Origin of the sequence: Roseofilum capinflatum BLCC-M114 (assembly GCF_030068505.1) — a bacterium.
In the GTDB taxonomy this organism is placed as follows: Bacteria; Cyanobacteriota; Cyanobacteriia; order Cyanobacteriales; family Desertifilaceae; genus Roseofilum; species Roseofilum capinflatum.
In genome coordinates this window covers 90674-109811 of sequence record NZ_JAQOSO010000055.1, presented here as the reverse complement: position 1 = coordinate 109811, position 19138 = coordinate 90674, and the positions used below count along the sequence as shown (strand labels likewise).

23 protein-coding genes are annotated in these 19138 nt (G+C 45.3%); 12 read left to right on the top strand and 11 right to left on the bottom strand.

Going from position 1 to position 19138, the window contains the following annotated elements:
- Positions 1-166: 166 nt before the first annotated feature.
- The gene (locus PMG25_RS10090; RefSeq protein ID WP_283766773.1) at positions 167-940 is read right to left on the bottom strand and encodes an RNA polymerase sigma factor SigF; all 774 of its coding nucleotides are present in this window, start codon (positions 938-940) and stop codon (positions 167-169) included.
- Between the two features lie 353 nt (positions 941-1293).
- Here PMG25_RS10090 and PMG25_RS10085 point away from each other — a divergent pair, with 353 nt between their 5' ends.
- From PMG25_RS10085 to PMG25_RS10065, 5 genes are all read left to right on the top strand, one after another.
- Positions 1294-1989, top strand: a complete 696-nt coding sequence (locus tag PMG25_RS10085) for a RibD family protein (protein ID WP_283766772.1) — start codon at positions 1294-1296, stop codon at positions 1987-1989.
- Between the two features lie 118 nt (positions 1990-2107).
- Entirely contained in the window at positions 2108-3307 is a 1200-nt protein-coding gene (locus tag PMG25_RS10080; RefSeq protein WP_430540958.1) for a GNAT family N-acetyltransferase, read from the top strand.
- A 26-nt stretch (positions 3308-3333) separates the two neighbouring features.
- Positions 3334-4113, top strand: coding sequence for an ABC transporter permease (locus tag PMG25_RS10075; RefSeq protein ID WP_283766770.1), 780 nt, complete (start codon positions 3334-3336; stop codon positions 4111-4113).
- Between the two features lie 71 nt (positions 4114-4184).
- Positions 4185-4580: a DUF1499 domain-containing protein gene (locus tag PMG25_RS10070; RefSeq protein WP_347178798.1), complete on the top strand. Its 396-nt coding sequence runs from the start codon at positions 4185-4187 to the stop codon at positions 4578-4580.
- Positions 4581-4865: 285 nt separating this feature from the next.
- Positions 4866-6044 (top strand): SpoIID/LytB domain-containing protein, encoded by a 1179-nt coding sequence (locus PMG25_RS10065; RefSeq protein WP_283766768.1) that lies wholly within the window; start codon positions 4866-4868, stop codon positions 6042-6044.
- A gap of 186 nt (positions 6045-6230) precedes the next feature.
- On the opposite strand, the gene PMG25_RS10060 is transcribed toward PMG25_RS10065, so the two are convergent.
- Positions 6231-7166, bottom strand: a complete 936-nt coding sequence (locus PMG25_RS10060; protein ID WP_283766767.1) for a hypothetical protein — start codon at positions 7164-7166, stop codon at positions 6231-6233.
- Between the two features lie 75 nt (positions 7167-7241).
- Positions 7242-8069, bottom strand: a complete 828-nt coding sequence (locus tag PMG25_RS10055) for a hypothetical protein (protein ID WP_283766766.1) — start codon at positions 8067-8069, stop codon at positions 7242-7244.
- A 213-nt stretch (positions 8070-8282) separates the two neighbouring features.
- On the opposite strand from PMG25_RS10055, the gene murG reads away from it, so the two are divergent.
- Positions 8283-9353 (top strand): undecaprenyldiphospho-muramoylpentapeptide beta-N-acetylglucosaminyltransferase, encoded by a 1071-nt coding sequence (murG, locus tag PMG25_RS10050; protein WP_283766765.1) that lies wholly within the window; start codon positions 8283-8285, stop codon positions 9351-9353.
- Between the two features lie 4 nt (positions 9354-9357).
- Here murG and PMG25_RS10045 read toward each other — a convergent pair whose 3' ends face one another.
- From PMG25_RS10045 to PMG25_RS10030, 4 genes are all read right to left on the bottom strand, one after another.
- Positions 9358-9552 (bottom strand): hypothetical protein, encoded by a 195-nt coding sequence (locus PMG25_RS10045; RefSeq protein WP_283766764.1) that lies wholly within the window; start codon positions 9550-9552, stop codon positions 9358-9360.
- 634 nt (positions 9553-10186) lie between these two features.
- Positions 10187-10744, bottom strand: a complete 558-nt coding sequence (locus PMG25_RS10040) for a Uma2 family endonuclease (RefSeq protein WP_283766763.1) — start codon at positions 10742-10744, stop codon at positions 10187-10189.
- A gap of 25 nt (positions 10745-10769) precedes the next feature.
- Complete coding sequence (locus tag PMG25_RS10035) at positions 10770-10898, bottom strand: hypothetical protein (RefSeq protein WP_283766762.1); 129 nt, start codon at positions 10896-10898, stop codon at positions 10770-10772.
- 10 nt (positions 10899-10908) lie between these two features.
- A complete protein-coding gene (locus PMG25_RS10030; RefSeq protein ID WP_283766761.1) occupies positions 10909-11046 on the bottom strand; it encodes a hypothetical protein in 138 nt (45 codons plus the stop codon).
- 104 nt (positions 11047-11150) lie between these two features.
- Between PMG25_RS10030 and leuS the strand changes: the two genes are divergently transcribed.
- From leuS to PMG25_RS10000, 6 genes are all read left to right on the top strand, one after another.
- Positions 11151-13709, top strand: coding sequence for a leucine--tRNA ligase (gene leuS, locus PMG25_RS10025; protein ID WP_283766760.1), 2559 nt, complete (start codon positions 11151-11153; stop codon positions 13707-13709).
- Between the two features lie 88 nt (positions 13710-13797).
- On the top strand, positions 13798-14892 hold the full coding sequence (locus PMG25_RS10020) for a HindVP family restriction endonuclease (protein WP_283766759.1): 1095 nt from the start codon (positions 13798-13800) through the stop codon (positions 14890-14892).
- Positions 14893-14907: 15 nt separating this feature from the next.
- Positions 14908-15885, top strand: a complete 978-nt coding sequence (locus tag PMG25_RS10015) for a DNA cytosine methyltransferase (RefSeq protein ID WP_283766758.1) — start codon at positions 14908-14910, stop codon at positions 15883-15885.
- Positions 15886-15991: 106 nt separating this feature from the next.
- Positions 15992-16552 (top strand): Uma2 family endonuclease, encoded by a 561-nt coding sequence (locus PMG25_RS10010; protein WP_283766757.1) that lies wholly within the window; start codon positions 15992-15994, stop codon positions 16550-16552.
- A 2-nt stretch (positions 16553-16554) separates the two neighbouring features.
- Positions 16555-17643 carry a PDDEXK family nuclease gene (locus tag PMG25_RS10005; protein ID WP_283766756.1) on the top strand — a complete coding sequence of 363 codons (1089 nt, stop codon included), beginning with the start codon at positions 16555-16557 and terminating at the stop codon, positions 17641-17643.
- A 21-nt stretch (positions 17644-17664) separates the two neighbouring features.
- Positions 17665-17811, top strand: a complete 147-nt coding sequence (locus tag PMG25_RS10000) for a hypothetical protein (RefSeq protein ID WP_283766755.1) — start codon at positions 17665-17667, stop codon at positions 17809-17811.
- Positions 17812-17856: 45 nt separating this feature from the next.
- On the opposite strand, the gene PMG25_RS09995 is transcribed toward PMG25_RS10000, so the two are convergent.
- The 4 genes from PMG25_RS09995 to PMG25_RS09980 form a co-directional block, all read right to left on the bottom strand.
- Positions 17857-18117, bottom strand: a complete 261-nt coding sequence (locus PMG25_RS09995; RefSeq protein ID WP_283754047.1) for a DUF4926 domain-containing protein — start codon at positions 18115-18117, stop codon at positions 17857-17859.
- A gap of 134 nt (positions 18118-18251) precedes the next feature.
- On the bottom strand, positions 18252-18431 hold the full coding sequence (locus PMG25_RS09990) for a hypothetical protein (RefSeq protein ID WP_283766754.1): 180 nt from the start codon (positions 18429-18431) through the stop codon (positions 18252-18254).
- A 6-nt stretch (positions 18432-18437) separates the two neighbouring features.
- Positions 18438-18779 (bottom strand): hypothetical protein, encoded by a 342-nt coding sequence (locus PMG25_RS09985; RefSeq protein WP_283766753.1) that lies wholly within the window; start codon positions 18777-18779, stop codon positions 18438-18440.
- 118 nt (positions 18780-18897) lie between these two features.
- Complete coding sequence (locus PMG25_RS09980) at positions 18898-19047, bottom strand: hypothetical protein (RefSeq protein ID WP_283766752.1); 150 nt, start codon at positions 19045-19047, stop codon at positions 18898-18900.
- Positions 19048-19138 lie beyond the last annotated feature (91 nt).

Here is a 19138-nt window from a genome sequence, read left to right as displayed (position 1 = left end):
CCCTTCGACTTCGCTCAGGGCAGCGCCCGTGGGAGAAGGGGTTGGGGGATGAGGGTTGCCCTCTCCCTAAATCCCTCTCCCAGGGGAGAGGGACTTCTGCTCCCCTTCTCCCTTCGACTTCGCTCAGGGCAGCGCCCGTGGGAGAAGGGGTTGGGGGATGAGGGCTTCAGATCTCGGTGGTCATCACCTTTTTCAACCGTTCCAGACCTTTTTTCACCTGGCGAGAGACTGTCACGGCGCTGATTCCCATGCGCTCGGCGGTTTCTTTCTGGGTGAGGTCGTGGAGAAAAACAAATTCTAAGACTTGGCGGGTGCGCTCTTCCAGTTTCACCAAGCCTTGTTGCAGGCGAATTTGGTCTTCCATGGCTAACTGGAAACTGCGATAGTGATGGTCGGGAACCAGTTCCCCTAGACTGGTTGCTTGTTCTCCTTCCTCGGTAACGGGAGCATCTAGACTGAGGAGCGATCGGTTTTTTGAAGCGAGTTTCACTTCGTGCCACTCTTCTACAGACACACCCATAGCTTGGGCAATTTCGATATCTTTGGGATAGCGGTTGAGTTCCACTTGTAAATCGCGAATGGTGCTTTCTGCCTTGCGTTGCATCATCAACCACCGTCGAGGGATGCGGACGGTATTGCTGCGATCGCGTAAATAATGTTGAATTTCGCCCCGAATGTAGGGAATGGCAAAGGAGCTAAAGGCATGACCTTTGGAGGGTTCAAACCGTTCAATGGCTCGAATCAGACCAATACACCCAACCTGGAGTAAGTCATCGTATCCTTCACTGCATTGGTGCATCCAGTGATGGGCTTCTTTCCGGACTAAACCAATATTCGATTTGACAATTTGGTTCCGCAATTCCAGAGAAGAATTTTGTTGATAAGCCGAGAGCAAATCAATATTTTCGTTTTTGATATCTTGGGAAGCTGAAGTTGTCATAATCTCAGTTGGGGTTGGGTAGATTGTTTGAAGGTTAGAGAATCAAGTCCAGGTCATCCTAAAACACGATTAATATAGCACTCACTTTTAATTGTAAATCTTTTTATCATTTAGGCTATGATTTCACCAGCAGCCTAACTGTGTTCTTCATCACAGTTGCGACGTTAAGGATAACTTGCGATTGTTTGCACCCTGCTTCTGATATGGGAATTGAGGGGAAGAAGCTTAGTCCCTGAGTTTAGTTTCCCACTCCTAGCCTATCAAGAATCTTCACTTGGGCGCAAGAAAATGATGCTCAACAGCAACATAAAGCAACATATTGTATACTTTGTGAAAGTTCTTACTCCTATCCTATGACGGCTTCTGCGGTCGATCGCCCCCATATTACCGTTATCCTCGCCATGAGCGCCGATGGCAAAATCTCTGACGCAAGCCGCTCACCGGCTCGGTTTGGCTCGGCTGCCGATAAAGCCCACCTTGAGCAACAAATTGCCAAAGTCGATGCGGTTCTCTTCGGTGCGGCTACCCTACGGGCCTATGGTACAACCTTAAGCATTAGCGATCGCCAACTCCTACAACAACGCCAGCAGCAGCAATATCCGCCCCAACCCGTACAAATTGTCGTCTCCCAAACCGGCGCTCTTGATGCCTCCTGTCGCTTTTTTCAACAACCCATTCCCCGATGGCTACTCACCACCCCAGAGGGAGCCATTCCCTGGGAAAATCAACCAGAATTAACCCCCAAATTTGACCGAATTCTGACCGCCTCCACCCATGAAGGGGGCTTCTATTGGAATCAGATCTTTGTCCAGTTTGCCCAACTGAATATTAAGCGCTTGGCCATCCTCGGAGGAGGGAACTTAGTAGCGAGTTTACTGGCTGGAGATTGGATTGATGAATTATGGTTAACCCTATGTCCAGTCCTTTTAGGCGGCGCAACTGCCCCCACACCGGTAGATGGGTTAGGCTTAAGTATCCCCAAATCTTTAACCCTGCTCTCCGCTCATCCCGTAGGGCAAGAGGTGTTTTTACACTATCGGTTAGGTTAGGTGGGATGGGGGAGATGGGGAAGATGGGGAGGATAGCCTATTGCCTATTGCCTATTGCCTATTGCCTATTGCCTATTGCCTATTCCCCATTCCCCAAATTGTTAATTGTTAATTATTAATTGTTAATTCTCTCATGGGTCAATATTCAGCTCGTTGGATTTCACAAATTTCTGAAGTGCCTCAGCCAGAATGGGATGCTCTGGCGCAACCGTTGAAAACACCGTTTTTAGAGTGGGAATGGTTGCACAACATGGAAGCCTCCCGTAGTGCTACAGCACAAGCGGGTTGGCAACCTTGTCATTTAACGGTGTGGAGAGAGAACACCTTAGTGGCGGCGGCTCCCTTATATCTTAAAGGTCATAGTTATGGTGAGTTTGTTTTCGATCACCAATGGGCAGATCTAGCTTATCGTCTGGGCATTGACTATTATCCGAAACTGTTGGGGATGAGTCCGTTTACGCCAGCCTTGGGCTATCGGTTTTTAGTCGATCTGACTGAAGATGAGGAGAGTTTAACGGAAATGATGGTAGCAGCAATTGACCAATTTTGCGATCGCCATAATATTTCCGGCTGCAATTTCCTCTATGTTGACCCCAAATGGCGGCCAATGATTCAAAAATACGGTTTTTCGGCTTGGTTACACCACAGCAGCATCTGGCATAATCAGGGCTTCCAGACGTTTGATGATTATTTGAAGATGTTTAATGCCAATCAACGGCGCAATATTAAGCGGGAGCGCAAAGCGGTTGAAAAAGCCCAATTAACCATGAAAGTCCACAATGGAGAAGACATTACCCATCATCTGCTCTCGGATATGTACCAGTTTTATAGCCATCACTGCGATCAATTTGGCTGGTGGGGAAGTAAGTATTTAACCAAGACCTTTTTTGAGCGCCTCTATGATAACTATCGCCATCGCTTGGTACTCAGCGCCGCCTATCGGGAAGGAGATGAGCGCAAACCGGTGGGAATGTCCTTTTGTGTGACTAAAGGGGATCAACTGTATGGACGCTATTGGGGCAGTTTTGAAGAATTCGATTGCCTGCACTTTAACGCTTGTTACTATACGCCCATTGAGTGGGCGATCGCCAACGGTATTCAACGCTTCGATCCCGGTGCGGGAGGCAGACACAAGAAGCGGCGAGGCTTTCCGGCAACTCCCCACCATAGCCTACACCGATTTTACAATCAACGACTGATGCAGATCATGAAAACCCACATCGATCAAATCAATGAGGCTGAACAATTCCAAATTAATTCTATTAATCAAGAGTTACCCTTTAATCAGACTCAAGACTGGGTTCAGAATCCCTATTAATGGGGCGGTAGGTAATCGGTAAAATCATGCAATATTTCAAATTACTTCAGTTATTTTGGTCTACCTCGATCGCGGCAGAACTGGAATATCGACTGAATTTCGCGATCGCTACCCTAACCAGTTTTGGCAATCTCGTGGGGGGGATTTTGGGGCTATTCCTATTTTATCGAACCGGCTACACTTTTGACGGTTGGTCATGGGAGAGAGCCTTATTAGTCATGGGCTTTTTTACCCTGTTGCAAGGCATCTCTAACGCCTTTCTTGCACCGAATCTCAATCGCATTGTAGACCAAGTGGAGCAAGGAACCCTAGACTTTGTACTCCTCAAACCCATTAGCACCCAATTTTGGCTCTCTACACGCATGATTTCCCCTTGGGGGTTACCGGATGTGGTGTTAGGATTGGGGGTGATTCTCTATGCAGGTAACCGCCTCAATTTAGGGATAACTGACTTTATTTTGGCGCTCTTTCCCCTATTTTTCGGTATTTTGATTCTCTATAGTCTGTGGTTTCTCCTCGGCACAACTAGCGTCTGGTTTGTCAAAATTTATAATATTACTGAAGTTTTGAGATCGCTTTTAGATGCTGGCCGTTATCCGGTGGTTGCCTATCCCGTGGCTTACCGAGTTTTCTTTACGTTTGTAGTCCCCGTAACTTTTTTAACTACGGTTCCCGCCCAAGCCCTGTTAGGAGAGAGCAATACTTCTTGGTTAATGGGTTCCTTGTTGCTGGCGATCGCCTTATTAATCCTCTCCAATGCCTTCTGGAAATTTGCCCTACGCTACTATACCAGTGCCTCTAGTTAATCCATTAAAAATTATTCCAGGAATGATAGCATAACTAAGTTGTCTGTTTAGAAGCATCTCCTTAATTTATGTTGTCATTTTCTGGAAAACGTCCGACGAATCTAGGGGTTAAAGAGGGAAAACTCGCCCCTTGTCCCTCTTCTCCCAATTGTGTTTGTAGTCAAGGTTCAACAACCGATACTGAACATTATATTCAGCCATTTTCTTATAGCGGCACTCCCTCAGAAGCGATCGAGAAATTGAAATCTATTATCCAGGGAATGCCTCGAACCGCCATTGTTACCGAGTCAGAGAATTATCTCTATGCTGAGTTTACCAGCAAGCTCATGGGGTATGTGGATGATGTGGAATTTTATGTGGATCAAAACGCCCAAACGATCCACGTGCGCTCTGCTTCCCGGTTAGGACAATCGGATTTAGGAGTCAACCGCAAACGCATCGAAGAAATTCGCCGCTTATTTGCTTAACCCACAAAGGGTAACCGTCATTGAAAACCTAGGGAGCAAGATGCTCCCACTCCATGAAAACCTAGGGAGCAAGATGCTCCCACTCCATGAATATCAAGCAATTGAGGGAGTGCGGGCAAGATGCCCGCAAGTTTAACCCATGAACCGAATTTGAGATAAGAAGCAAAGATTTTGGGGGAATTTCCCGGAAATTGACTCAGAGGAGCTGACGATCTGTTAAGGTCTATTAAGATTTTCCATAACGTATACATTCACTAAACGACTCCCACTAAGGATTGATTTTCTATGGCTTCTGTGTTCAGTATTTTCTACATTCCCGTCAAAGCGCTATTGAAACCCATCAAACCCCATTGGTGGTTGACCACTCTGCTGTGGATGGTCATGGCTTCCTTAGCAAGTGCAGCCGAAGTTGAGTTACGGGTAGCGATTCAGGAAGATACCGATCGAGTAAAAATTGGTAGTTCTACCGCCGCCATTGTCAAGGACTCCAATGGTCAGGTGATTGGAGAGTTAAACCCGATGGATGGGTTTACGGCTCAGTCAGATTACTATGGAGTGTCTCTAGCTCAGTGGCGAGCTGGCCAGTTGTGGATTGAACCCCAAAATGATGGATTGGTGTGGATTGGCGATCGCTGGTATCGAGGTAGACTCTTAATTATGCCCACCGATGAAGGCATTACCGCCATTAATTATGTCGATATTGAGCATTATCTCTACAGTGTGGTCGGCGGCGAAATGATTCCGTCTTGGCCCTTGGAAGCTCTGAAAGCTCAAGCCGTATCTGCCCGCAGTTATGCCCTCTATCACCGGGAAAGAACCGCCGATAAAATTTATGATGTGGGCAATGACACCTTCTGGCAAGTCTATGGTGGTGTAGAAGATGAATACGTCAGCACTCAGCAAGCGGTAGATGCCACTCAAGGACAAATCTTGGCCTATGACGGTTCGATTATTGAAGCGGTGTTTCATTCCTCTTCTGGGGGTCACACCGAGAATGTAGAAGATATTTGGTCAGAACCCCGTCCCTATCTGCGAGCTGTACCCGATTACGATCAGCAAGCTCCGGTTTATCAATGGACAGAGGTCTTTAGCTTGGCTGATATCAGCGAGTTAATTGAAGGGGTAGGTAATGTCTTGTCCATTGCCCCTCAAGAAAAAACCCCCCAGGGCCGAGTCCGCACCCTGAAAGTTACCGGAGATCAGGGAGAAAAGATGATTACGGGGGCACAGTTGAGAAAGGCCCTAAGTTTGAGAAGTACCCTGTTTACGATTCAACCCCTGACCACAGGGGATAAGGCAACCGGAGGGGCAAGTTTCCAAGTGCAAGGCCGGGGATTTGGCCATGGTTTGGGGATGAGCCAGTATGGAGCCTATGCGATGGCTTCTCAAGGGTCAACTTATCAGGATATTCTCCGCCATTATTATACGGATGCTTATTTGGCTAGGGTGCGGGTGGCTGAATAGGGATGGGATATGAGGTATGGCATTCAACTATGGGTTAGAGGTTTAACCGGACATCATCTGTAGGGGCGAGCGGCCGTTTCGCTATGCGCTCCGCGCAGGCTACGCCAACGCGACATGAAACGCCCCTACAAAAATGTCTCACTGTTATTTGAATTGACTATACCTATTACCGCGCGAAGCGCTGTATTAGTTATTTTCTGGATAAACAATCTCGCCCTGACTATCCGTGCGATAGACCCAACGGCGGCGGGAATTTCTCACCACGACTCGCCATCCCTCTAGCTCTTCTTCTTGGCATTCACTATTCCAAAATTGCAATCCTAAACAGTTGCTTGACCAAATCTGCGGGGTGGCTTCTACGATTTCTAGGGCACGCATCGGTAACCTGCGGCGACGGGCCAAATCTTTGAAGACGGCTTGTCTGACTGATTCTGGTAATCCTTGAATTCCGGAGGTTTCAGTGGAGGATGAGGCGATCGCCTGCCGGACAATGGAGCCATCCCGGTTGGTACGATAGTTCCATGTTTGACCGAGAGTGTCGCTAATCACTGTAATTTCCCAACCGGGAATGGCGATCGCCGCGCAATTATTGCCTCCTAACCCTAAACAAGTATCGGGCCAAGTTTGGGGAATGGCTTGTTGAAAGGCTAAAGAATCGATGGGTTGTTGGGAGTCTCTGGCTGCTGCTTCTAACACAATGTCCTGTAAAAATAGGGGAAAAGCTGTTTCTTGAGGCGTGGTTTCCAGTCGCCTCAGTTGTCCCTGAACATCCGTGCGATAGGCCCAACGGCGAGAGCCATTAGATAAGACAATTCGCCATCCGGGAAGAATTTGCTGACCACAGAATTCCCCAGGATAAGCCAATCCTAGGCAGGTATCGGGCCATTGTTGGCGACTGGCTTCAACAAAGGACAGGCGATCGGGATGTACGCCTAATTCAATACTCAGATCCCAACGAACGGCATCGACTAAAAATTGCGGAACCCTTTGAACTTCACTCGAATTAATGGGGATATCCTGAGCCAGTACAGGAAAAGAAAATGCTGGGGGAGTTAATGGGGGATTAACCCCTATTAAACTCGCAAATACTATCCCCCATACATCAATTTTGAATCGAGACATAGATCTTTATGGGTAATGGGTAAATAGGGAATGGGTAATGGGGAATGGGGAATAGGGTGATTTCTCCATCCTAGATTAATTGTTAATTGAACTCACCACTCTTAAGCGTTGGGTAATCATGGTGATGCCATCCCCGCGAATGAGTACGGCTGAAATCCATCTGGGTTCGGGAATAACGGGAGCTGTGCCCAATTTGAATAATCCACCAGCCGAGAGTAACTCCAAGTCGATGGATTCCGATTCCAGATAATGGTTGACATGCACGGGTTCTTCTAGGACAGCGCCTAAAAGAACATCATTTCCTAACGGTTCTTGGACGATCGCATCTAAAGTAAAGCGTTGACCGATTAAAACCTGTTCGGGCAGTTGAAAATCAACTGTAGGCGGATTGTCTCCAGCCGTTAAAATGGTGCGCTCGGAGAGGATTTCCTGGGAGACTAGCTTTTGATTTTCTAGCCGTTGGCGCGATCGAATCTGCGATCGCATCTGCATCGATCGCCCCATCATCATTTTTTGACCTTGTATGGTGGTTACGGTTTCTGCGATCCAAGCATTGCCTTCCTGTTGCCAAGATTCGACTTCTGTGCTATAGCGAATCTGACTATACTCTTGCCAAAATCCCGCTAACACCTCTGCCAGACTAGAGCGGGTTAAGCCATCCTCACTCTTGAACTGGCGATCGTAAAAAGATAAAACCCCTTCTAAGTTCTGTTGACTAGCATTCGTGTCGATTTGCTCAATCACTTGTTTTAATTCATTGGGTACGGTTTCGGCAGCTTGTACCCCTACCCCAGTCCAGGCGATGGATACACTCAACAATAGGGTAGCCCACAGGCGACTGCCGGGTAATCTTGTCCCTTGTCTCTGGTGGCTGGAAATAGCATTTATCATATTGTCGCTCATGGATTGACCTATCTAAAATAATGTCTCAACCGTTGCCCTCATCCCCCTACCCCTTCTCCTGTAGGAGAAGGGGCGAGGCATAATAGCCTCCCTCGACTCAACCTAGGGAGAGGGCAAAACGGTTTATGGGAAAATAACGGATTAGCAGAAACTGCCCGCAAAACCCTATTACTATAACTCTAGAGTACCTGATTCATATCCTATAGCTCTCCCATGTCTGATTCACCCTTGAAACTCCTAATTGCCGCTAGTGGAACTGGTGGACATTTATTTCCTGCGCTGGCGGTTGCTGGACAACTTGAGAACTGCCATATTGAATGGTTGGGGGTTCCCAACCGCTTGGAAACCCAGTTAGTTCCGAGTCAATATCCCCTACATACGATCGCCGTTGAAGGCTTTCAGGGTGGCTTGAGTCTCAAGAGTCTTAGAGTGTTGCAAGGGCTGGTGAGTTCCATTGGAGTCTGTCGTCGGTTGCTGAAAACTGGTGGATTTCAAGGGGTGTTTACCACGGGAGGGTATATTGCTGCTCCCGTTATTCTAGCGGCGCGATCGCTCGGTTTACCGGTTTTGCTCCATGAGTCGAACGCCTTACCCGGTAAAGTGACGCGCCTGTTGGCTCCCTGGTGTACTACGGTAGCTGTCGGGTTTGAAGCTGCCCAAAGTTATCTCAAGGGAACGGATGTGATCGCGATGGGGACTCCTGTGCGTGCTGATTTTTTCGATCCCCAACCCCTCACCCTAGATATTCCTGAAGATGCCCCTTTAATTGTGGTAGTTGGGGGATCTCAAGGCGCTGTTGCCGTGAATCAACTGATCCGCGAAGCGGTGCAAGATTGGCTAGATCGGGGTGTTGTGGTGGTTCATTTAACGGGGAATAACGATCCCGAAGCTAACGATGTTCAGCATCCGCGCTATTTAACTCTACCGTTTTACGATAATATGGGCGCTTTGCTCCATCGAGCGAGTTTAGTGATTAGTCGTGCTGGTGCTGGAACATTGACGGAATTGGCGATCGCCAAAACACCCGCACTACTCATTCCCTATCCCTACGCTGCCGACGATCATCAAACCTATAACGCCCGGATTTTCGTCCAAGCCGGTGCAGCTCAACTCTTTGAGCAAAACCAACTTACGGCTGAAACCTTAAAGCAAACCGTCTCTGAATTACTCCAATCTCCAGACACCCTAGAGACAATGGCAGAAGCCATGGGTTCACTCGCTGTACCCGACAGTGCCCAGCAGTTAGCTCAATTAATTGTAAAAATGAGCGATCGCCCCGTTTAGGAGACTATCCCGCAACCAACAACCGTTCGCGAGCTTCCTGCCTCACCTGTCCATTCATAATCGCAAATTGTAGTTGCATGAATGCTCGGAAATCTTCCACATCATACTTGTGGCTGAGGTTGTTTCGCAGTTGCTCTTCAGCTTCCACACTCAGATAACCAACCGTTAGACTTTGCTCAACAATATCTCGAATTAACATAAGACACTTAACTCCTTTGATAGTAGATGACCTGATGGCTAGGGGTTCCCTTGGCAAATGTTCCATCAGCTCCTGGGCTGATCTGCCATCAATGTATTGACTTTAGATTGTATTAAGATTTGAACATCATAACCGCAAATTGAAAAAAAGTGCTAGTTTTCCGAACTTTTTTTTGACCGTTTGGACGAGCAACTTACATAAGTATACTTACTCCCTAATAACCAACTACAGATTTAGAGGTCTAGATTCCGCAAACCTACGGAAACTTTAACAAAACTTCATGAAGATAGTTTAAAGTTTCCGACTTCTACCGAGCTAATACGACCCATGACCCGCCCGTAGCCCTATCAGTAAAATTCCAGAGAACCGGCCGACCCATCCCAGATTGTGTCAAAATAGTTAAGTAGAATGAATGACCCCGCAGGAGTTTAACTCGTGGAATCTCGCTATAATCCAGTTAATCTTCGTAGTGCCGTGACATAGCTAAAATAGTGCATTAGTGTAGGGTGGGTTAGGCGGCTAAAACCTAGACTCTGACAGCAATCTATCAATCCGCCGTAACCCACCATTTTAGGGTTGTCACGGCAGGGGAATGGGGAATAGGGAATAGGGAATAGGGAATAGGGAATAGATTTTAGAGAATTAACCAACTTAAAATTTCGGATGTTGTTAACTGGCGATCGATTCCTTCTAAAATCGGCAGTGGTGCGTCAGTTGTAAACACATCAATACGTTGGTTTTCTCGAATCACCCAAATACTTTCTTCTGCGGGATTAATTAACCATCCCAAACTTGTACCCGCTTGGGAACAGTGCAATAATTTATCTAATGCCTGAGAGCTACTTTGGTTAGGGGATAAAATTTCAATGACCCAATCGGGGTGAAGTTCAAAGCGATTGGCAATTTTTCCGCTATCTGTTCGGGGGATTCTTTCCCAGCGAAACACGGCAATGTCGGGAACAAGAGAACGTCCCCCAAAGGTACAGCGCAGTTCGGGGAAAGCTCTAGCAATTTTAGAAGATCTCGCAACTCGGTTAATGACTTCGCACAATTCACCTTGGATTAGGCTATGTTCACCTTGGAGCATGGTTTTTTCTACAAGTGTTCCATTGATGTATTCTAGAGCGGGTTTGGTTTCTGGATGGGCTAGAAATTCTTCTAAGGTTAGGGATGGAGTGAGCGTTTGAGTCATCTGGGGTTAGGGTATAGATATTTTTTTATTGTAGTTTTTTATTGTAGCAAGTTAGAGCAATTTCTGAATTGGTTTTTCCCAGGTGAGGGTTGGCATTATTTTGGCAAAGCGATCGCCCTATTTTTTGGCTGGCTTGTGGTTTTGATAAATCCATTTTAGAGTTTCTAAAATTGCTGCAATGTCAGAATTTCCCCAGCCTTCTGTGCCTCGGAAATGGAGATACCAGCGCTGGTGAGGATTTCAGGGTTCCAACTCGAACCGGCAATTAGGCGATCGCCTGTTCCTCCAGATGGTATCTTCAAAAAACACGATGTATAGCCAGAAAAATCCCAGAGAACGCGCCGACACATTCCAGATTATGTCAAAATAGTCAAGTAGAATGAATGACCCCGCAGGAGTTTAACTCGTGGAATCTCGCTATAATCCAGTCGAAATTGAGGAAAAATGGCAACAAACTTGGGCTGAACAAGGAGTAGACACCACACTAACCGACCCAGAGAAACCCAAGTTCTACGCCCTTTCCATGTTTCCCTACCCTTCAGGAAACCTGCACATGGGTCACGTCAGAAATTACACAATCACAGATGTCATTGCCAGGGTCTATCGGATGCGCGGCTATCGGGTGCTGCACCCCATGGGATGGGATGCCTTTGGTTTACCGGCAGAAAATGCGGCGATCGCACGAGGCATTCATCCGGCAAAATGGACGTATGAGAACATTGGCCAGATGAAGGCCGAACTCCGGCGCTTAGGACTCTCCTACGACTGGAATCGGGAAGTCGCTACCTGTTCCCCCGACTATTATCGGTGGACGCAATGGATTTTCTTGCAATTCTTCCAAGCCGGTTTAGCCTACCAGAAAGAAGCCGCCGTCAATTGGGACCCCGTAGACCAAACCGTACTCGCCAATGAACAGGTGGACAGTGAGGGCTATTCCTGGCGCTCTGGAGCCAAAGTGGAGCGCAAACTGTTAAAACAATGGTTCTTGAAGATTACCGACTACGCCGAAGAACTCTTGCAAGACTTGGATAAGCTCACCGGATGGCCGGAGCGCGTGAAACTCATGCAAGCCAACTGGATTGGCAAATCGGTGGGAGCGTATCTCGAATTTCCCATTGTGGGACTCGATGAGAAAATTGCCGTCTTTACCACCCGTCCCGATACGGTGTATGGAGTCACCTATGTGGTGTTAGCTCCCGAACATCCCTTAACCCCCCAAGTGACCACCCCAGACCGACAGCAAGCGGTGAGTGAGTTTATCCAATCCCTTGAGGGAGAAAGCGATATTGACCGCACGGCTGAAGATAAACCAAAACGGGGCATACCCACCGGAGGACGGGCGATTAATCCGTTTACCGGGGAAGAGATTCCCATCTGGATTGCCGATTATGTGTTGTATGAGTATGGAACGGGTGCAGTGATGGGGGTTCCCGCCCATGATGTGCGCGATTTCCAGTTTGCGACACAACAACAGTTACCGATCAAGGTGGTAATTTCCCCGACTCAAGGGGAAGCACCGGAAAGCTTGAGCGAAGCCTATACCGAACCCGGTTATATGGTCAATTCCGGGATGTTTAACGGCGCTCCCTCCACGGAAGGCAAACAAGCCATCATTGACTATGCCCAAAGTCAGGGATACGGAAAAGCACGGGTGCAGTATCGCTTGCGGGATTGGTTGATTTCTCGGCAACGGTATTGGGGGGTTCCCATTCCTGTTGTTCATTGTCCCAATTGTGGGGCGGTTCCGGTTCCCGACGAGCAACTCCCGGTACGGTTGCCGGAGGATGTGGCGTTTTCCGGTAAGGGGGCGTCTCCCTTGGCGCAATTAGAAGATTGGGTGAATGTAGATTGTCCCACCTGCGGCACTCCGGCGAAACGGGAAACGGATACGATGGATACGTTTATTGATTCGTCTTGGTATTTCCTGCGCTATCCCGATGCGAAGAATGATAAGGCGGTGTTTGATTCAGCCAAAACCAATGATTGGATGCCGGTAGATCAATATGTGGGGGGGATTGAACATGCGATTCTCCACTTATTGTATTCTCGGTTCTTTACTAAGGTTTTGCGCGATCGCGGTTTAATCAATTTTGACGAACCCTTCCAACGGTTGCTCACTCAAGGTATGGTACAGGCTCTAACCTATAAAAATCCCAATACCGGTAAATATATTCGCACCGATGAAATAGCCGACATTAGCCAACCCACAGATCCTGATACTGGCGATGCTCTCATCACCTGCTATGAGAAAATGTCCAAATCCAAATACAACGGTATCGCCCCCTTAACCGTCTTAGGCAAATACGGAGCCGATACCGCACGGATGTTTATCCTCTTCAAAGCGCCCCCCGAAAAAGACCTGGAATGGGATGATGCCGATGTAGAAGGGCAATTTCGTTTCCTCAACCGGGTTTGGCGCTTAGTCATGGAGTTCTCAGAAGCTTCTTCTGACAAGGAAGCCACTAATTCCAAAGCCGAAAAAGACCTCCGTCGCGCCATCCATACTGCGATTAAAGAAATCACCGATGATTTAGAAGGAGATTATCAGTTTAATACCGCCGTTTCTGAGATGATGAAACTCAGTAACGCCCTCAATGATGCCCCCTGTAAATCCTCTCCCGTTTACACAGAAGGCATTCAAACCTTATTGCTTCTGCTTGCGCCTTTTGCTCCCCACTTAGCAGAAGAATTATGGCAAAGTTTGGGTCATCAGGACTCCATTCACCGTCAATCTTGGCCCGTTGTCGATGAGAGCGCCCTAGTCGTCGATGAGATTACCCTCGTGATTCAAATTATGGGTAAAACACGGGGCACAATCGAAGTCCCCGCCACCGAAGATCAAGCGCTTTTAGAACAATATGCCCGCGATTCAGAAGTCGCTCAACGCTATATTGAGGGTAAGGAAGTGAAGAAGGTGATTGTGGTTCCTAAGCGCAAATTAGTTAACTTTGTGGTTGCTGGTTAGGGAAGTAGCGATCGGGCAAGGGGCTTAAGCCCCTTGTCTGATTGTAGTGTTATCATTCTACGCACTAGAGTTTCGGAACGTCTTTTCCATGAATCCTAAAACTCCCAAACCCAGTCTATTCGGTCTTCAATATTCCAATCGGGATTTTACCCGAAAAGAAGCTTGGGGTAAAAATTGCTTTAATTCTTCTTTTCCAGCTTCCCTTTGTGCCTATTTGCATAGTCATAATTTAGAGAATATTTACCTAAAACTCAATTCCAGTTTAGCCGTGGAACATTCCACGATTAATACAGATCAACTTTATGCTCTAGATCCCCTCTCAGACAATATTTTTTATGCCTTTGAAACACAGTTTACTCCCTATCAGCAGTATGTTTTGGGCACACTTCCAGGAGTAGATTTAGTAACCCAAGCACGAGATACCGGTAATTGTTTACAAGCACTAGAAATTAAATTAACTGCGTTACCTGATAATTCCACTTGTGATTTAAACGAAGATGAGTATGGTTGTGAACTGGTGATTAGACCAGATACGATTGTTTATTTAGCCTGTAGTTTTGCTCAAATACTCAAAAATAAACATTGGTTAGCATCCGAATTAGTTAACGATCGCTTTTCTGCCATTTCTGACTGGTCAGAACCTGAAACTATTATCCCCTATCTTCCCGATATAATTAATTCTATAGATCAGATAGTCAGTTTAATTATAGAAGATCAAACTCCTTTCTTAATGCAACCCATATGGAAAACTCAAGGAAAATCACCACAACTGTCAGAACACTGTATGGATATTTTTATTTGGAGTAATCTGGCATTTAGTCGATTATTTATAGATGCGGTTAAAACAGAAATTAAGAATTTTGATCGAGTCCGATCGATTACCCGGCAAGCTCGAACTGTGATTTGGTTATTCAAAATGATTGATGAATTTGCAAACAAGGGGATTTTTGATTATAGGAAAATCATAGATTTTTTATCCTATAATACTAAAAATGATAAAACTTTTGCTGTTAGTGGAAGATTTACCCATGTTTATATGAAGTCAGAGGCTTTAACCAAACCTAGAATTCAAAAGCAGGAAATATCAAACATTATTTTAGGTGGAGGTCAAAACTTATTAAGCCCAGAGAGAAGACTAGATGCTATAATCTATAACTCGCCTGACTTGTTTATTGAATTGTAGAGTATCAATGGGCCGATGAAAACAGTAGACTTATTTGCTGGATGTGGAGGAATGTCATTAGGATTTCAAAATGCTGGATTTAATCTAGTAGCTGCTTTTGATATTTGGGACAAAGCTATACAAACGTATCAAGAAAATTTTGATCATCCCATTTTCAAAAAAGATCTAGCCGATCCAGATGCTTACAAGATGGTGAGCTATTTTCAGCCAGAAATGATTATTGGGGGGCCTCCTTGCCAAGATTTCTCTAGTGCAGGGAAACGGGATGAAAGTCTAGGCCGTGCTAACTTGACACTTAGTTTTGCTAACATTATTGTGCAGCTTAAACCTCAATGGTTTGTCATGGAAAATGTAGCGAGAATTTCTAAAAGCAATACTCTCAAAATAGCATATAACCATTTTAAGGAAGTGGGATATGGACTCACTTCTTGTATTCTAGATGCCAGTTATTGCAGAGTGCCACAAACGAGAAAACGCTATATTCTTATTGGTCATTTGCAGGGTAAAGATGATGCACTACAGCCGATCTTGGAAAAAAATAAATCTGAGAAACCTATGACAGTATTTGACTATTTAGGAGACAGCTTAGGACTTCAATATTTTTATCGTCATCCCAGAAGTTATCAGAGAAGAGGTGTTTTTAGTATCTATGAACCGAGTCCTACCATTCGAGGGGTGAATCGTCCTGTTCCTAAAACTTATCAAAAACATCCAGGAGATGCAGGAGAGATCGATCAAAATTTGAGAGCTTTAACTACCTTAGAGCGAAGCTATTTACAAACCTTTCCTACAACTTTTAAGTTTCAAGGGAATAAGTCTGAATTAGAGCAAATGATTGGGAATGCAGTACCCGTAAAATTAGCTGAGTATGTGGCGTTATGTATAGCTAGTCTAAATGAGTTGTGCAACGGGAAATGCCCTCTCCCTAAATCCCTCTCCCACGGGAGAGGGACTTTCCCCCTTCTCCTGCGGGAGAAGGGGGCAGGGGGATGAGGGGCAGCCATTACATAACTCATTTAGGTTTGCTATATTTGGGAATCTGTGGTTACTGACGATAGTGAGAGACAGTTGCAAAATGCTGTACTATAAGGAGGATGAGATGACCATTATAGCTCCAGAAATTGCCCATTTCAGTGTTGAAGAATACCATCACATGATCGAGAGTGGCCTATTCAAGGAACGCAGAGTAGAATTGATTAATGGACTGATTATAGAAATGTCTCCTCAAGGCACGGAACATGCTTATTTTGAAGAAAATTTGGCGAAAAAACTGGAACGGCTAACCGCAGGACGAGCCTATGTACGAGAAGCTAAACCCATTACCTTATCGACATCGGAACCGGAACCGGATATTGTGGTGGCAAAGTTGCCGCGATCGCAATATATCGACCATCACCCCTTTGCCAAGGATATCGAGCTAGTAGTTGAAGTATCCAAAGCAACTCGAAGTTACGATATGTCCGCAAAAAAAGAACTCTATGCCCAAGAAAATATCCCAGAATATTGGATTGTGGATCTTAACTCTAGAATAGTAATAGTTTATCGCTTTCCTCAAGGAAATGACTATCGAGACAGGCAGGATTTTTCAGTCACAGAAGAAGTCACCCCCTTGGCATTTCCCGATCTTTCAATTCCTGTATCCGATATTTTTGTCATCTGAAAATGATCAAATTTCATAAAGGTAAATTCTTATTTAAATCAGAAGCCTTGCTTGAGGAGTTTATCTGGCTGCATCTACCTCAGCTCCTAGATTTAAATCCGGTGGCTAAACAATATTACATTAATGACAAAAATCGATCGGATATTTTAGCCGTTGATGCACAAAACCGATTAGCGATTATCGAACTGAAAAATAGCGGCGGCAAAGCCAGCCTCAATCAGTTACTGCGATACAAAAAAGCATTAATGCGCCATCCTCCTGACGGTGAAGAATTTGCACCAGTGGACTGGAAACAAGAGTTTTCTTTAATTTCAATTGCTGCTGATTTTTCAACTCCCGCTAAAGAGTATGCTGCTCGTCATCTACCGAATAGCTTACTGTTGCAATATGAAATCGATCGCACCAAAGACAACCGTTATTGTCTGATTTTGCGAGATTTGGAGGGAAAAGTCTATCGCAAACAAGACATTGAAGTGGATGAAGATTCCCTATTTGATTCTTTGCCACCCTTTCTTCAAGCCTATTTACTGACACAGCCAGAGATTAAGGATAGAATCCTGGAAATCATTCAGAAGATTCTGAATTATCATCCAACCATTCAGTTTGCGACTGAAGTAGATCGCTACTCTCACATAAAATATCTGGAATTTGGTAAGTTTAACAAGGAAGGAAAAATGATGCACAATAAAACCTGTGCCCGTTTTAGTTATTATTTTGGCCCAAATCATGAAAAACCAAGATTATTTCTAGGGGTTCGCTTGCCTACTTTGTGGATTATTCCCACACTGCGTAATATGAGAAGTGGAATATTTAAAAGAGGTAAAATAATTGGTGGCGTTGGCATCTGGACAGATGACTTTTATCATGTTAACAAGATAACTGACGTTAATGTATCAATGAGTAATTCATGCAATATCAAATTAAGATATCCGTTTAACGACGAGCAAATCTATAACACATTTGAAGACTACTATATCAATTACCGCAAACAGATGAAATCTCGTCAGAAGCTTAGACCTATAACTCATGATGATTTTAAGTCTGTCGATAGTGTAATCCAAATGGCTTTAGAAGATTGGTCAGTGCGATAGGAAAATTGAAAGGAGGATAATATGACCCTTATAGCTCCAGAAATTGCCCATTTCAGCGTTGAAGAATACCATCACATGATCGAATATCTTGATTATACCAACATGAACATCTATTCGCTGCGATCGCCCCGAAGTCAGAAACCGGGTTTTTGTCACGGAGATTGCTGAAGCAGCAAAAGTGACCAAAAAACCCGGTTTCTTGGGGTGGGTCTTTTAAGCCACCGTTAATTCATAATGTAAAGCTAAAATTTCGTTCGCTTTTAATGTTGCCATTGCGTATTCACAGCCTTGGCGATCGCAAAACTCAACCAAATACTGAGGTTCTTCTGCCCGATCATATACTTCAACGATAGTTCCCACTTGTCCGGTGGGTAAACTCAGAATGGATTCATATTCTGGCTCAATTAAAGTGAGCCTTTCCCTGGAAATGGGTTCGAGCAAGGCGACTGAATCTAGAAGTTGAAAATTTTTCATGGTAGTTTCAGAAAAGCAGAAATCAAACGGGGGTTAGGGTTAGTTGAAGTGATTTCCCATATCATGCGAAGTGTGTTAGTGGGGAATTAATTTAGGCCAACTCAATACAAGGCTACAGGTAATTGGAGTCAATATTAACCCATTAAGGTTTTTCTCACTCTCTCTAGCTGCTTTTGACGAATTTCATCTTCCAATCTTGCATTGATTTCTGCCAGTTCTAAGCTAACTTCTCGAACTTCTAAACGAGTTCGACGTAGATTATTTAACAAACGTTTTGATGTTTCCGTGTTAGGGATCTGAGGTTTGTTTTTCATAAGAGTTTATACCTGATATTCTTGTTGAACTTCTTGAATACTTCTTTGTAATGCTGGAATTCTTAATTGTGTTCTCTCAATTACTTTGGTGAGTAATTTTAACACATCAGAAGGAGCATCCGGTTGGATTTTAGCAATTTGTAACTGGAGGGTGGACAGTTGCGAGTCAGCTGATGCGGCATCTTCTCCCGCATTCTTCATTTCGTCTAAAGCGGCAATGGTTTGCTCTGTTTCTCCAAATTGCTCAAAAACTTTTAGCTCTATAGCTAGAGATTCATCAACTATATCTAAGGCTTGCTGTTTTAATTGATTAACCAGAACAGTTATTTCAATCGGGAGTTTTGCCATTGTGAGATTGTGTTGGGTTTTGTTAATTATACTTGTTTTGACCCATTTGGCGATCGCCCCCTTCTCATCCAAAGATCGCCCCGAAGTCAGAAGCCGGGTTTTTGCCACGGATATCGCTTCAGCAGCAAAAGTGACATAAAAACCGGGTTTTTAGGGGTGGGGAAGGGCCGCGATTGTTCACAGCCGATCGCCCAATTATACTGTATCGAGCGGGTAAGCTGAAACCAGAGAAATCAAACGAGGCGATCGCCAAAATAGTGGAAATCATCCAATAGCGATCGTCCCCATGATCGCCCCAAAGTCAGAAACCGGGTTTTTGCCACGGATATCGCTGAAGCAGCAAAAGTGACAGAATAACC